Raw genomic sequence first — 16,432 nt, 5'->3', positions numbered from 1 at the left:
AGGATTTCCAGCAGGATTTTATGTAAAAATGAATAGAAATAGTATAAGCTTAACCATTTTAATAATAGTTACTTAGCATAAATTGAAAAAGTAAATAATTATGAAAACAGTTTTGAGAAAAATAATAATTCTAATAGTTTTACTAGGGCTATTAAGTTCATGTAAAAAAAACGACGGGTACAGTGATGAAATAGAGACTGTTATCTCGCCTCTTGACAGCGGAGAGAATAAAATAGATAGCGTAAAAAATGAAAATCACATTTCTACAGGTATTAAATCTACACAAAAAAATGGATCAGAAAGTACAGTTGGAACAGGAAGCGGACCAAGTGAAAGTCCGCAAGACGGCGCTCTTTATACACCTGCTACAGGTGTGCAGAAAGACAGTGTGAAAGCTAAAAAAGACAGTTTAAAACGCAAAAAGAAATAGCATTATGTAATAAGTTTTCAAAATTGTGTAATAGTAGCCTTTTGGTAAAAGCCTAATTTTATAAAGTTAAAAAAGGAAATTATTCATTTAAATATATAATTATGAAAACGCAAATTATAACAAAAGTCGCTTTCGTGATTCTCCTAGTAGGAGTGGCATTTTCTTCTTGCAAAAAGAATGAAAGCACAAAAATAGATTCATACGAAAATGATTCTATTCAAAATACCATAGATACAGTGGGGCCAGAAGTGGACACCATTAATATGGACACAACAAATACAGTTAAAACCGATACTATTGCAAAATAATTATTAGGTGAAAAATATGCAAAAAGCTGAATCTTACCGATTCGGCTTTTTTGATTCTAGAATACGATAAAAGAATTTAAGAATGTTAAAAACGTTTTCTCTATATTTGAGAAAGAATATAACCGTTGAAATGCCTTTTTGACTATTGGATAACTTTAGTAAATACCTTTATTTAGTGCGATAATGGAGCTAATAAATAATTTAGAACTTTTCCAGACCGTTTTTAATGCTGCACCAAATGGCATTGCAGTTTTAAAACCTGTGTACGATAATAAAGACAAAGTCGAAGATTTTTCAGTTTTGTTGTGTAATAGCTATATTACAAACTGGATCGATACGGAAGCGTATAAAAACAAGCGATATAATAAAGTATTTTCCAAGATAAAAGAGGCGGCTGTTCTTGAATCGTTTATTGAAACCGCTGTAACCGGAATGGCAACCGATTTGGAATACTGGCATCACGATGAAAAAGGAAAAAGCTGCTTTAAGTTTACTGCTGTGAAACAAGAAGAATTGCTGGTGGTAACGATGGAAGATATCACTGAAAAGAGAAACGCTGAAACAGCCCTTCACCATGCATTACTTGATGCAGAAAAACATAAAAGACTATACAATTCTATTATAAACGGAACACCAGATTTGGTGTATGTATTTGACCTTGATTATAAGTTTACATACGCAAACAAAGCTTTGCTGACCATGTGGGGTAAGACGGCAGAAGATTCTATTGGACGGAGATTAATTGAAAATGGTTATGAAGAGTGGCATGCTGAAATGCATGAAAGAGAAATAGATGCCGTAGTAAACACTAAAAGATCGATTAGAGGAACCGTTTCTTTCCCGCATGCAGAACTCGGAAGAAGAATTTATGATTATATTTTTGTTCCGGTTTTTAATGAAAAGGGAGAGGTGGAACTTGTTGCGGGAACAACTCGTGATATAACAGAAAGCAAACAGGCAGAAGAAAAATTACAGCAAAGTGAGAATCGTTTTAGAAAAATGATTCATCAGACGCCAGCTCCAACTCTAGTACTTAAAGGCGACGATCTTGTTATTGAGCAGATCAACAAGCATATGCTTCAAATGATCGGCCGAGGAGAAGAAATTTTAGGCATGCGATTGATTGATGTTTTGCCAGAACTCGAAGGGCAATATGTTTGGGAGCAAGTTTTAAAGGTTTACAATGAGGGAATTCCTTTTGACCAAAGTGAAGTTTTAGTACCCCACAATCGTACTGGCGAATTAAAAAATTATTATTACAACCTGGCTTACCGTCCGTTGATTGAAGATGGAGAAATCACCGGAATGATACAAGTCGCAGTTGAGGTAACAGAGCAAGTTGTGGCACGTCAGAAAATGGAAGAAAGCGAAAGCCGTTTTCGAGCTTTAGTCAATGCCTCTTCAGATTTGGTTTATCGATTGGATGCCGATTGGATGATTATGCAAAACCTCGAAGGAGAGGAACGCTTGTCTAATCAGAGAGAACGTGGTGTAAATTGGTTAGATAAATTTATCCATGCAAGCGATTTACAGCAGGCTATTCACCTTATCTCAAAATCTATAGTAGAAAAGTCTATTTTTGAAATGGAACATAGAATTATTAAAGATGATTCTGTCAAATGGGTTTTTTCTAGAGTGGTGCCGATATTAGATGATCAAGACAAAATTATTGAATGGTTTGGAGCCTCGAGCGATATTACTTCACAGAAAGAACTTCAAAATGTTATTGCAGAAAGTGAAGAACGATTTAGACAGTTAGCAGATCTTGTTCCGCAAATTATCTGGACTGCCAATTCAGAAGGTTTTGTCGATTATTATAATAGCCGTTGGTATGAATATACCGGCTTTTGGGAGAATGAATTTGGAGATCCAAGCTGGATTTCAAAATTGCATCCCGATGATGTTTATCTAGTATCCGTAACGTGGTACCAAAGTGTGCATGCAGGACTGCCTTATCAGTTAGAGTTTCGTTTAAAAAATGGAACTACAGGAGAATACAGGTGGTTTTTAAGTAAAGCTTTGCCTATTAGGGATAAAGATGGAATAATTACCAACTGGTTTGGTACCTGTACCGATATTAATGAGCAAAAGTCTATTACTGAAAAGCTAGAAATTTTGGTTGCAGATCGTACCAAAGAATTGCAAAGATCAAATGATGATTTACAGCAATTTGCGCATGTTGCTTCACACGATTTGAAAGAACCTGTTCGAAAGATCAAAACATTTTTAAGTCGTTTGGAAGATCATATGCAGGGACAGTTTGATGCGTCTTCATCCAAATATATTGAGCGAATTCATGTCGCAGCCGATCGTATGTTTAATATGATTGATGGCGTATTGGCTTATTCAAAAATGAATGCCGATGCGCAAAAGACCACGATAGTGGATTTAAATGAAGTTATTAGAAATATAGAAACTGATCTTGAAATTGCACTTCAAGAAACAAATGGTAAGATTTACTTCGAAGAGCTGCCAATTATAGAAGGAGCCTCTGTATTGCTCTATCAGCTGTTTTATAACCTGATTAACAATTCTATTAAATTTGCTCAAGAGCATACGCCGCCGAAAATTACCATTTCTGCTACAGCGCAAATGGAGCACGGCAATAAAATTACTATAATTACAGTCGAAGACAACGGAATTGGTTTTGACTCCGATCAAACAGGACGTATTTTTGAAACCTTTACGCGATTAAATTCTAAAGATCGTTTTGAAGGAACAGGCTTAGGTCTTTCGCTCTGCAAAAAAATAGCCGAGCGCCATGGCGGAAGCATCACGGCAACAGGTATTTTGAATAAAGGTGCTGTTTTTATTATTACCTTGCCGTTTGAGCAAAAAGCAAAAGACATTTAATTATGATGAGTAAAATAATTTTATTAGCGGATGATGATCAGGATGATACAGAAATGTTTTGTGAAGCGCTGGCTGATATAGATGAAAACATTATTTGTCATTATGCAGACAATGGTGATGAAGCTTTAAAAATGATGCAAAAGCAAGATACAATTCCATCTGTAGTTTTTTTAGACTTAAATATGCCCATTATGGATGGCTGGGAATGTCTGAGGCAATTAAAACGAGACGAAAGATATAAAGAAATTCCTGTAATTATGATTTCTACTTCTTCCCATAAAAATGATATGGAAACTGCTGCAAATCTTGGAGCTGTCTGTTATTTTGTGAAACCGAATACTTTTAAAGACCTTAAACAAGTGTTAGGGTTAATTACATCAAATATAGAAAACGGGTTGAAAGAAGCTCTTCCAAATCTGGAAAAGAACAAATATCTCCATATTTTTATCTGAAATTAGAAATCGCAATTTGGTAAAATGTATGAATTTCTTTTTTAAAAAGGCATAAGTTAAAAACAATTAAAGCGTTTTAATTGTTTGATTTTCATTGTTTTTACCTTGTATTGAATGCGTTTCTAAATAAAAATTTTAAAAAATACGATTTAAATTATACTAATTTGGTAGAATTAGTATATATTTGTATTGCAGAAAATTTATATAATGATACTTATCCAGAAAGACTGAGGGAATAGGCCCAATGAAGTCTTAGCAACCTGTTGCCGAATAAGGTGCTAAATCCTTCCGCTGTGTGCGGGCAGATAAGAAAGATTTCTCCGTAAATCTGTTTAAGATCATCCAATTAAAAAAAATATTATGAAAGCAGAATCAATTTTGTACGTCGGTTATGAACTTTTGAATTCCATTTTTGAAGAAAACAGCTTTGCCTTTTTCTAGAAGGAGAAAATAGTAGTTTTTCCGAGATTCCTTTTATAAACAAATTACGCTGATGGCTTTTTGCATTGGCCTGAAATTCTTTTGTCTAATCTTAAAACTAAAATAAAATAAAATGAAAAAAATACTATTAGGTTTCGCTTTGCTTCTTGGAGCTTTTCAAATTCAAGCTCAAGAAAATAATTTGCAATTGAAAGGAACTGTTGTAGACACCGTGGCGCAATATGTTTACCTGCAAAAATTTCACAACAAAATGTTTGCTACAATTGATTCAGCAAAAGTAACAGACGGAAATTTTAGTTTTAAAACGAAAGTAAAAACGCCAGAATTATACGGTTTAAGCGTAAATACAGAAAGCTCGCCTTTGTATATTTTTCTTGAAAAAGAGTCAATTACAGTAAAATTAAGTCCGAAGAAATATTATACGGCTTCCGTGGTTGAAGGTTCGGCTTCTCAGGATTTATTCGAAACCTATAAAAAAACAAAAGAGGTTGAGATCAGCAAATTTATAACAGAGCATCCAAAATCGATTGTTTCGGCTTATGTATTGTATAGAAACTGGTCATACAGATTAACGCCAGAGCAGATTACTCAAAATATTGCTTTATTGGATAAAAGCCTTCAAAATAGCACTTACGTAAAAGAACTAAAAGAACTGGTTACCGTTTTAGACGGATTGGCGGTAGGTAAAAAAGCACCAGATTTTACGGCGAAAGATCCAGAGGGAAAACCAGTTCGCCTTTATGAGAATTTAAAAGGTTATACGCTAGTTGATTTTTGGGCTTCTTGGTGTGGACCATGCCGAAAAGAGAATCCGAATATTGTAGCAGCTTACAAAGAATTTCACGATAAAGGATTCAATATTGTAGCCATTTCTTTGGATAAAAAGAAAGAAAATTGGGTAAAAGGCATTAAGGACGATAATTTAACTTGGACACATGTTTCTGACTTGCTTTTTTGGAATAGCGCTGTAGCCAAATTATATGGGGTACGAGCAATTCCTGGAAATTATTTAGTGGATGATAAAGGAATAATCGTTGCAAGAAACCTTCATGGAGAAGAATTACAATCGACTTTAAAATCGCTTTTGGAGAATAAAATTTAAGACAAGCCCTAGAAGAAGAAAACAACAATACAATTTAGTTAATTTAAAATGATAAGGATATGAATGCTATTGAGCCAACAACAAAACCAACAGAACCAGAATGTTACTTCTCTAAGTTTAGAGAAAATACAATAGGGATTGATCATATATTTGAATCGGTTTATGGAGAACAAAATCTAGTATATGCAGATTGGGTTGCCAGCGGAAGATTATACGCCCCGATTGAAGCTATTATGCTCAATAAAATTGGTCCGATGATTGCCAATACGCATTCGTTTTCTAGTCAGACAGGAAAAACGTCTACTTATGCTTATCAGCATGCGAGAGATAGTATTAAAAAAGCAGTTAATGCCAGCGAATCTGATGTTTTAGTAACAACAGGAAGCGGAATGACGGCTGCTTTATCTAAACTGCAACGGATTATTGGAATTAGAAAAAATTACGAATCTGAAATAGATAAACCAGTCGTTTTTATCACGCATATGGAACATCATTCCAATCAAGTTCCATGGTACGAAATGAATGCAGATGTAGTAATTCTTCCTCCGGATGAAAACAATTTAGTAGATCCAAAAGTGCTTTCGGATGCAATCAAAAAGTATGCTGATAGGAGTTTAAAGATAGGTTCTTTTACGTCTTGTTCGAATGTTACAGGAATTATTACGCCTTATCATGAATTAGCCAAAATCATGCATCAAAACGGTGGACTTTGCTTTGTAGATTTTGCCGCTTCGGCACCTTATGTAAAAATCGATATGCATCCAAAAGATCCAGAAGAACAATTGGATGCGATTTTCTTTTCGCCTCATAAATTTTTGGGTGGACCCGGAACTTGCGGTATTTTGGTTTTTAATGAAAAATTATACCAATCTGACTTTCCCGATAATCCTGGTGGAGGAAATGTAAAATGGACCAATCCGTTAGGGAAATATTGTTACAGCGATGTAATCGAAGTCAGAGAAGATGGTGGAACTCCAGGCTTTCTGCAAGTTATAAGAACGGCTTTGGCTTTAGAATTAAAAGAGCAAATGGGAGTGGAGAATATTAAAAAAAGAGAAAAAGAATTGCTGGATCTTTGCTTTTCGAGGCTTCAAAAAATAAAAGGTTTATCCATTTTGGGAGATTTATCAACAGAACGAATTGGCTGTGTTTCTTTTGTAATTGAAGATATTCACTACAATTTGATTGTTAGACTCCTAAATGACCGTTTCGGAATTCAAGTTCGCGGCGGATGGTCGTGTGCAAGTACCTATGCGCACTATCTGTTCAATATTAATGAAAAGAAATCGGCTGAAATTACAAATGAATTATTGCAGCGAAATCAAACCAATAAACCAGGATGGGTTCGTTTGTCTTTGCACCCAATTACTACCAACGAAGAGCTTTTTTATATTTGTGATGCGATTGAAAAAGTGGCACTCAATTATAAAAAATGGAAGAAAGATTACGAATATAATCCCGTTTCAAATGAATTCGAAAATCCGAAAATAAAAGACAATATCGAAAGAGAAGTAAAAGAATGGTTTAAGTTTGATTGATTTAATATTCTGCTGGCATGTCTATAATCAAACGTTCGTACCGACCAAATATTCCTAACGGAATGAAAAACGGTTTCTAAATAAAAAATCGCAGTCATAAATGACTGCGATTTTTCGTTTTTTTTAATTCTTCATTTTATAAATTTCAGAACCAGCAAGCAGAAAACATCCTAATCCATAATCTTCAAAATCGGGTATTTTGTCGTACGAAAGTGGCTGTCCGTCTTTAGGTTCTTTTCCAGTTGACTGGAGGTAGCCTAAAAATCCATTTTCATGAAGACTTTCTGTTGTGATTGCTTTCCACGCTTTTTCAATTACGGGCAAGTACGTTTCTTTTTTTAGAATGCCGGTATTTACTCCGTATGCCATTCCGTATACAAATAGTGCAGTTCCAGAAGTTTCTTTTCCACCAAAATTGGTTGGGTCATGAAGGCTCACATTCCAAAAACCGTCAGCTCTCTGAATTGGAACAAGCGCTGCAGCCATCGCTTTTAAATCTTTTACATATTGTTCTCTGTGTGGCGCATTTTCAGGAATTATCGTTAGAACTTTAGCTAAAGCTGCAATTACCCAACCATTTCCACGGCTCCAATAGCAATTTTTGCCATTTGGTTCTTTGTACGGAGGATCAAAATCAGCATCTCGCCACCACAATCCTTCTTTCGGATTATAAAGTCCGTTGTCTCCATGTTTGTTTCTTGAATACATATACATGTCGTACATTTTTTCAAAATAACGATTGTCCTTTTCCAAAACGCCCAATTTCGCAAAAACAGGCATTCCCATTTGAATCGCATCAATCCAAGACCAATCATTCAGCTGCGGCGTATTGAGCAACATATTGATATTGGCTTTGGTATTTTTTAATTTTTTTGCGTCAGGTTCCAAATTATACAAATCGATATACGTTTGAGCTGCGCAATAATTGTCTGCATTTCGGGTGGTGTTGCCGCTGTTGAAACCCCATTTATGAAACTCCGCCCATGCGTAGGCATAATCGTAATAATTCTCCTTTGGAAAAATTTCATGAAGTGCCATTAATCCTTCGTAATAAACACCGCGAGTCCAAATATTGCTTGGCCTTTCTTTATTTGTAATAATTGTTTTTCCAGTGTCGGGCCATTTTTGCATAAAATAATCATTCGCAAGAATCATTTGTTTCAGAATTTGCTTTTTATCTGATAAATCTTGGGCTGACAGGCTTTTTATAGAAAAAATAGAGAGCACAGAAAATAATAGTAATTTCTTCATTTTTGATTATTTGGTAGTTAGTTTTGTTCTTTCAAAGGAGTCAGCGTAACTGGACCTAAAAGTCCCGATGGCATCGGATTCCATTTTGTGGCATCAAATTTTTTATAATCTTTATCCACCATATTTATTTCGTAGAAAATTTTCCATTCTTGACCTTTCAGTTCCATATCTCTAATTCTATTGGCAGGCAGATTGGTCACTTGAATTTTCAAGGAGTTTTTACCAGCTTTTAGATTTTTAATTTGAAGCTTATAAGGAATCGACCACAACGTGCCGACAAATTCCTCATTGATCCAGATTTTTGCGCTTTCGCGAACATCACCCAGATCTAAAATCCAATTTTTTACTGAAGAATTCGGATTTTCAAATTGCAGTGTATACGTTGCCGAACCTGAAAACGCTTCTGCATCTGGACTTAATTTTGTCCACGATTCTAAAGTAGAAACAACATCATTTTGTGGTAGTTTTGGACCTCCTTTATCAAAAGTTAAGTTCCAATTTCCTTTTAAAGGAAAAGATTTACCGTCAGACTTATAATAAGTCCATTTTTTTTGAGAAGCTATTTTTTCTGTTTTTAAAAAGAAAGATTGCCCTGGCTCCATTTTAAGTTTTACCAATGTGGTTTGGTCTTTTTTAGTGACCATCGCATTGCCAAATTCTTTGGTCAATGGATTCAGAATAAGTACTTCTCGATTTGCAATTTGAAGCGGAATAAAATCATCTATTGTTTCTTTTGTGTGATTAACGACATAATAGATTTTCTCTCCATCAACATCTCGTCTGATGAATTTTAAGCCTGTGTTTACAAGGCTTTCAGGTTTAATATTTTTATTTTCTAACGCTTTAAAAATGTCTTCAGGGGTAATTAAAGAAACATTGTCTGCAAGTATTTTTTTGAGATTTTGTTCTCGATTTTTATAATCATTAAACCCAGGAACAGACTGAGGCAAACCTTCGAAAATAATAGATGCGCCTGCTTTTTTCAATTCGATTAATTTTTGAAGCGTCTCTAACGGCATTTTTTTGCACGCTGGAACAATCAATGATTTGTAACTGCCGCCAGATAAAATGATAGTTCCGTTTACGACTTTAGCTTCAGCTATAAAATGGTCTGAAATAAAATCGGTGCTATACCCTTTTTTGATCAGGTTTTTTGTAGTGTCATAAAAGGAAGTGCCATAGAGCCATTCTGATAATGAGTGAATTTTAAATTGAAAAAATAAAGTTCCTTTTTGGTAGTTGTCCCAAGCATCAAAAATAGGCCAGTACAATAAAATTTCGTTATCTGGTTTTCCTTGCTGTAAAAGCGATTGGCAATTTGAAATATACGAAAATAGAGAAGGAGCATCTTCCCAAATGGTATTATTAGAATTAAAATTTACCGATGCATAAAACTGCCAGCCAGGCCAAACAGCGCGATCTGGAGAATACGTTGAACCATGCAAGAAAATATGATTAACGCCATTGAGCATTAAATCCTCGGCTTCTGGTTTACACTGCGATAATGCTGTTTTGAAATGTTCTCTAAGCCAAGTAAAGGTTTCTGATGATACTAAGTTTTTGCCAGAAATATGAGCTGCAGAAGAAGAGAATTTCAGCATAACGGGATCAGCATCTCCTTCGCGAATGTCTTCTTTGTCACGTCTCAAGCCTGGAATGTCAAAAGGCATAGAACCAAAAGTTTCGCATTCTGGAATATCGGCAGAAGCGTACAAATCAATTAGATTTCCTGGAGAACCGTGAGCCTGAAGTTTTGTTTTGAAATTTTTAGAATGCGCCCAATTAGTCCAAGATTTGTCAAATTTATGGAGCAGTAAATCAGAAATAGTTTGTCGATAATCGCTTCTAATTCTATTGCCCTCTTCATTATCGGTTTCATTCAATAAAAGCGAAAGTTGATTTTTTAAATCGTAACCGCGCAGCTTTTTAAATTCCTCAAAAAAGTTGGGAGTAAAATCGGTTCCGTAAACCTCAAAACTGTCGTTAAAAACAGCTCTTATTTTTCCTTCTCTCCCTTTGAAAGCATCATTAAACGGAGCAACGTACGCTTTTAAAGCTTCGGCAGAATAATGGTCTAAAGTATATCCGCTTCCGCCAGGAGCAGCTCTTTTTACTTGCTGTCCAGTTTTACCGCTAAATACGGCGTAGATCGTATAATCTGTTTTTTTTGCTTTCCAGTTGAGCTGTTTCGGTTTGAGATTATTGGGCAGTTTGATACTGGACCCTTCCAATCCTTTATCGGTTGTATTGGTCTTTTTATTTTTAAGATCGCCGGTCAAATCTATTACAGATCCATCATTTCCGTAGGCAACCACGTACAGTAAATCTGCTGGATTTTTTTCTTTGGCGTTGACTGTAATGTTGCGATTAAAAGTTTCACTTTTCTTAACCTGATATTTTTCGACTATTAATTTCGTTGCAGCATGAGGCAATGTTACGTGCGATCCTCCATAAGGCCATCCTGTTCCTAAAACCATATCAACCTGCATTTTTAAACTGTCTGAAATGCGAATCGTGTAATCTAACATGTCCAGCCATTTTGGAGATAAATACTCAATAAAGTTCCTTTCTTCTCCTTTCACGCCATAAATGGGAGTGATTTCAACGCCGCCAATTCCAGCATTATGAAAATCAATAAGGCTTCTTTTTAAGTTGGGTTTGTCTACAGCGCTTCCCATCCACCACCAACGCGCCCAAGGCTGATTCAGGTTGGTAGAATTTGGCCATGGCGATTTATTTTTTTCCTGCGAAATGGCCTGAAAAAAGGAGAAAAATAATAGTGTTAGGAAGCAGAATTTTTTCATTATTTATGCCGTATTTGACTCTCGTAAAAATAGTTTCTTTCCTACTTTTTTGCTTAAAAGCAACGAAGAGATTTTTTTGGTATTAAAGTAAAAGTAGAGGGAGTGAATTGAAAAGCTATCCTGTAGAATCCTGTTTTTGTTTAAAAATATTAAAAAATTAAATGTGTAAAAAATACACTTATTTTTTATGTAATTAATAGTGTTTTGTATAAATATATATTAATAATTCAAAAATATTTTAATAAAATTTTAGATAATATATTTTTGAATTTCGCAATGAATTATCGCTTGTAAATCAGGTAGTTGTGCGTATTTTCTGTTAATCAAAACTTAAATAAAATTATAAGATATTGAGCTTTAACAGGATACTACAGGATACAGTGGAAAACGCTTCTAGATAAATTTGGTTTAGACTAATTAACTAACCAAAACTGAATTTTATGAAAAACAAGCTTAATCTTTTGCTGATTATAGCCTTATTTGTACTGTCGTACGCATCGGGCTATGCGCAAGTAAAAACGGTTACAGGAACCGTTACCGATCCAGCCAAATTATCAATTCCGGGAGTCAACGTAATTGTGAAAGGAACGAGCCGATCTGCAAGTACAGATATGGATGGAAAATTTAGCATTTCTGCTGCTCCTGGAGAAACGTTGCTTTTTTCGTTCGTGGGATTTGTAAAGCAGGAAGTAAAAGTTGGAGCCGCTTCGAGTTATGCGATTTCTCTTGAAGCCGAAAGTTCCAACTTGAATGAAGTCGTAGTCATAGGTTACGGTACTCAAAAGAAAAAGCTTACCACTGGAGCTATTTCAGGATTAAAAACAGAAAATTTTACCGAGCGTCCGATTTCTAGAATTGACCAAGGTTTAATTGGTCAGGTTGCGGGGGTCCGTGTGAAACAGACAACTGGTTTGCCAGGACAGCCTTTCAGTATCGAAATTCGTGGAGCTGGATCTATTACAGCAGGAAATGAGCCTCTGTATGTTATTGATGGTTTTCCAATTTATACGGAAGGCTCAAACAGTAACGGAACGTTCTCAAATGGAAGTCCGTTAGATAACATGAACCCTAATGATGTAGCTTCGATCGAAGTTTTAAAAGATGCCTCAGCAGCGGCAATTTATGGTTCGCGTGCCTCAAATGGGGTAGTTATCATCACTACAAAAAAAGGTAAAAAAGGGAAACCGCAATTTACTTTTAATACTTATGGCGGTGTAAATAAAGAAGCCAATAGAGTTGATATGCTTTCTTCTCAAGGATGGATTGATAGAGCAAAAGTAATGATCGATTCGCAATGGGTTGGATCTGGAATTGCGGGAGCGTCTGCGAGCCAAACAACGGCAGAAAGAATCGCAGCTTACAATGCGGTAAATCCTACTGCTCCATTAGTACCAAGCAACTCAAGATATTATACGTATTTGTATGATGACAGATGGGATATGCCTGGACATCCTGGTTTAGATTATATCGATTGGCAAGATAAAGTATTCCGCACAGGAGAATTCAGCAATTATCAGTTAACGGCTTCTGGAGCTACAGATGTGGTAAATTACTATGTGTCTGCCAACTATCAAAAAAATACAGGATATATTGTGGGAACAGATTATTCTCTTTTTTCTGCAAGAGCAAATGTTGATATCAAATTGTCAGAAAACTTTAAAATGGGAATCAACTTAGCGCCTTCATATTCGATCAAAAATGATCCAGGCGTTGAAGGAAAAGATAATACACTTTTTAAAGCACTTACAGCAACTCCGGTTTTTGAAAGTACAGAAAACGCGAAAGGAGAAAAATATACAACGAGATATATGTGGGGAAGCAGTACAACCAATATGTTGAACGCTTTGGCAAGAACAGGGAGAAACTCAATGTACAGAAATCTAATCTCGGCATATGCTAGTTATCAATTTGCTAAAAGTTTTACTTTAAAAAGCACCATCAACTTTGATAACTCGGATAATGTGAATGAAAGTTATACGCCAAATGATGTAATTGCAAGTATTAGAGGAGCTTATAATACTTACAGAAGACAAAATTTAGTTAACGAAAATACATTGACGTACGATAAAACTTTTGGCAGCCATAGTGTAAATGTGCTTTTGGGCCAGTCTTTCAATTCGTATGATATTACACGATCTACAATGTCTTCTGGTGCGCTTTATAATAGTTCCACAATCGAAACATTGCCAGCAGGATCTATCGGTTCTACCAATGCGGAAAAAAATACTTTGCTTTCATTTTTCTCTCGTATTCAGTATAATTTCAAAGAAAAATATATCATAGCAGGAAGTATAAGACGCGATGGTTCTTCTAAGTTTGGTTCTGATAGAAGATGGGGAACATTTTCTTCTCTTTCTCTTGGATGGAGATTAAAACAAGAAGCATTTTTACAAGATGTTGATTGGTTGACCGAATTAAAATTAAGAGCGAGTACAGGGGTTAACGGAAGTAATAATATTGGAAGTTACGCGCAGTATGCTACACTTGGGACTTTTAATTATTCGATTGGAGGTGCCGTTGCAGCGGGACAAGGAGCTTCTTCTATTCCAAATCCGAGCTTGCATTGGGAGGAATCAAAAAGTGTTGACTTCGGATTGGATTTTGGTTTTATCAAAAACAGACTTTCTGGAACATTCGAATTATATAGAAAAACAAATAACGAATTGCTGTTAAGAGTGCCGATTCCTAGTGATTCTGGTTTTCCAACGTATCAAACCAATATTGGAGAAGTGCAAAATCAAGGATGGGAGTTTGAGTTGAATTCTTTAAATGTTAAAACACCAAGTTTTGAGTGGAGAACTTCAGCTAACATTAGCCATAACGAAAATAAAGTTTTGGCTTTAGGTCCAGACCAAAGCAAAATTGAAATTAGCAATTCATTTGACGGTGGTGTGCCTTTTATCAAATTAGAAGTAGGCAAACCGATGTATACGATTTTCGGCTTGAAACAAAACGGAGTTGTAACGCAAGCTGATATCGATGCTGGCGGAACTACAATTGGAGGAAATAAATTGGTTCTGGGAGACCCGAGATATGTAGATCAGAACGGAGATAAAAAAATAAATTCTGAAGACCGTGTCGATTTAGGAAATCCAACTCCAAAATATACTTGGGGAATCACCAATACTTTTAAATACAAAGATTTAGATTTAAGTGTTTTGGTTCAAGGACAAAATGGAGGAACGGTTTACGGACTTACAGGACGTGCTATTGATCGTACAGGAATGGGTTCTGTAGAAAACTCGCTAAATGTTGATCCGGCAGTAAGAGGAAACTGGAGGACTTCATTTGGATATCAAGCCAACTCAGACTGGTTGTACAAATCGGATTATGTGAGTGTGAGAAGTATTTCTATCGGATATAATTTAAGACAAGCTCTTAAAGGAATTTCAAGAATCAATAATGCAAGATTGTATGTAACTGGTGAAAACTGGTTCTACTGGAACAAATACAAAGTTGGTTTCAATCCTGAGGCAGTAAATACTTCAGCAAGTTCAAATAGTGATTTTGCCGTGCCTGTTGATTATGGTGGAGCGCCTTTAGCAAAATCATTGGTTATTGGACTAAACGTTAATTTTTAATTAAAACAAAATGAAAAAATACATCTTCATAGCAGCAGGTGCTTTACTATTATTTGCACAAGCATCGTGTACAGACCAATTGGATCAGCTGCCTTTGTCACAAGGTACAATCGAGAATTTTTATGCTACTCCTGGAGATTTTGTTCAGGCAAGAAATGCAACCTATTCAGTAGCTTTTCATGGACTTACAGCGTACGGTTATGCCAACAGAGTGATGAATTTGAGCGAAACACGTTCAGATAATTTGATGGCAACCACTCAAGCTTCACGAGACTGGGAAGGAATTAATAGCTTTTATACCTCTATAAGTTCGAATACGTATGTAAAAGAAGCTTACATGGCCAATTACAATGCCATTTATAAAGCGAACCAGTTGTTGGAAAAACTTGCCGAAAAAGGAGATCAAATCTTTACCACTCCAGCTGATAAAACAGCAATGGTTGCCGAAGCTCGATTTTTAAGAGCATTTTGTTATTTCGATTTGGTAAGATGGTTCGGACGTGTGCCTTTAATAGATAAAACAGTAAGTGCTACAGAGGCAGCACAAATACCAAGAACTGAAGTGACAAAAGTATACGATTTGATTATTTCAGATCTACAGTTGGCGATCCCAGATTTAAGTCCGTCGTATGATGCAGCCAATTATGGACGTGTAACAAAATATGGCGCTAAAGCATTATTAGGTTTGGTATACATGACGCGTTCAAGCCCAACATACGGAATCGATGGAGCCATGCTAGGTTTGAACGAATGGGATAAAGCTTATAAAGAATTAAACGATATTAAATTGAGTGGTTTGTATGCTTTAGGCACAGATTACGAACCAATTTTTAAAACAGAAGGAAACGCGAATAAAGAAAATGTATTAACCATTCCGTACACTCAGAATATCTCCACTCCGGTTGGAGGAAATTTTATGGTTGAATTGGGTTATGAACCTTATTTTGCTTCTGTAAATTTATCTGCTCAAGGCGCATTAGAAGCAAGACCAATTTCAAAAGGTTTTATGAATATGTTTGAAGCAACAGATAAACGTAAAATCTACGGAATTGCAACTAGTTACACGGTAGCATCTGGAACGTACAAAGGAAGTTATACGCTTCCTGTATTTAAAAAATACATTGATCCTGCGCGATATGGAAACGGCCGTGAAGATTGGGGAGTAGATTATATGATTACGCGTTACACAGATGTTTTAATGTTGATGGCAGAATGCACGCTTCATGGCGGTGGAGGAACTCAAGCAGAAGTGGACGATATTGTAAATAAGGTACGAACAAGAGCTGGAGTTACGGCAAATGCTTCGAATATTACTTTAGACCAATTGTTTGACGAAAGAAGAAAAGAATTTTTTGCGGAGGGAACAAGATGGTTTGATTTAATCAGATCTGGAAAAGCTGTGGATATAATGAATGCTTGGAGAGTTGCTGAAGATACGGAGAACAAAATTAGAACGATTGATAATAACTCATTGCTGTATCCAATTCCGTTGCAAGAGCTTTTAGCTGTTCCTGGATTATACGATCAAAACCCTGGTTACGATTAATAATAAGCCTTAAATATTGTTTTTTTGTTTTTGAAGATAAGCTGTCTATTCAGGCAGCTTTTTTTTCATTTTCAAAGGGATAAGGAACAGCTGCAAATGACGTAGATTACTCGATTACTTTTAAAT

The 16,432-nt window shown here is 35.7% G+C and carries 10 protein-coding genes and 1 riboswitch; of the genes, 8 read left to right on the top strand and 2 right to left on the bottom strand.

Annotated elements, in window-relative coordinates; all coding sequences use genetic code 11:
* Positions 1-100 precede the first annotated feature (100 nt).
* From ABTV69_RS21890 to ABTV69_RS21865, 6 genes are all read left to right on the top strand, one after another.
* Positions 101-430, top strand: coding sequence for a hypothetical protein (locus tag ABTV69_RS21890; protein WP_433832644.1), 330 nt, complete (start codon positions 101-103; stop codon positions 428-430).
* A 101-nt stretch (positions 431-531) separates the two neighbouring features.
* Positions 532-738, top strand: a complete 207-nt coding sequence (locus ABTV69_RS21885; RefSeq protein ID WP_433832642.1) for a hypothetical protein — start codon at positions 532-534, stop codon at positions 736-738.
* 183 nt (positions 739-921) lie between these two features.
* On the top strand, positions 922-3,591 hold the full coding sequence (locus ABTV69_RS21880) for a PAS domain-containing sensor histidine kinase (protein ID WP_433832640.1): 2,670 nt from the start codon (positions 922-924) through the stop codon (positions 3,589-3,591).
* A gap of 2 nt (positions 3,592-3,593) precedes the next feature.
* Positions 3,594-4,043: a response regulator gene (locus ABTV69_RS21875; RefSeq protein WP_433832638.1), complete on the top strand. Its 450-nt coding sequence runs from the start codon at positions 3,594-3,596 to the stop codon at positions 4,041-4,043.
* A gap of 211 nt (positions 4,044-4,254) precedes the next feature.
* Positions 4,255-4,355: riboswitch (SAM riboswitch) on the top strand.
* A 241-nt stretch (positions 4,356-4,596) separates the two neighbouring features.
* The gene (locus ABTV69_RS21870; RefSeq protein WP_433832636.1) at positions 4,597-5,586 is read left to right on the top strand and encodes a redoxin domain-containing protein; all 990 of its coding nucleotides are present in this window, start codon (positions 4,597-4,599) and stop codon (positions 5,584-5,586) included.
* A gap of 59 nt (positions 5,587-5,645) precedes the next feature.
* Complete coding sequence (locus ABTV69_RS21865; RefSeq protein ID WP_433832634.1) at positions 5,646-7,124, top strand: aminotransferase class V-fold PLP-dependent enzyme; 1,479 nt, start codon at positions 5,646-5,648, stop codon at positions 7,122-7,124.
* Positions 7,125-7,247: 123 nt separating this feature from the next.
* Here ABTV69_RS21865 and ABTV69_RS21860 read toward each other — a convergent pair whose 3' ends face one another.
* Entirely contained in the window at positions 7,248-8,375 is a 1,128-nt protein-coding gene (locus ABTV69_RS21860) for a glycoside hydrolase family 88/105 protein (protein ID WP_433832632.1), read from the bottom strand.
* A gap of 17 nt (positions 8,376-8,392) precedes the next feature.
* Complete coding sequence (locus tag ABTV69_RS21855) at positions 8,393-11,179, bottom strand: glycosyl hydrolase (protein WP_433832630.1); 2,787 nt, start codon at positions 11,177-11,179, stop codon at positions 8,393-8,395.
* Between the two features lie 440 nt (positions 11,180-11,619).
* Here ABTV69_RS21855 and ABTV69_RS21850 point away from each other — a divergent pair, with 440 nt between their 5' ends.
* Complete coding sequence (locus ABTV69_RS21850; RefSeq protein ID WP_433832628.1) at positions 11,620-14,760, top strand: SusC/RagA family TonB-linked outer membrane protein; 3,141 nt, start codon at positions 11,620-11,622, stop codon at positions 14,758-14,760.
* 10 nt (positions 14,761-14,770) lie between these two features.
* Positions 14,771-16,306 carry a RagB/SusD family nutrient uptake outer membrane protein gene (locus ABTV69_RS21845; protein ID WP_433832626.1) on the top strand — a complete coding sequence of 512 codons (1,536 nt, stop codon included), beginning with the start codon at positions 14,771-14,773 and terminating at the stop codon, positions 16,304-16,306.
* The last annotated feature ends 126 nt before the right edge of the window (positions 16,307-16,432 follow it).

Source organism: Flavobacterium anhuiense (assembly GCF_050990855.1).
Lineage (GTDB): Bacteria > Bacteroidota > Bacteroidia > Flavobacteriales > Flavobacteriaceae > Flavobacterium > Flavobacterium anhuiense_C.
Note: the sequence above shows the minus strand (reverse complement) of the source record. Positions and strands in the feature narration are given on the sequence as shown.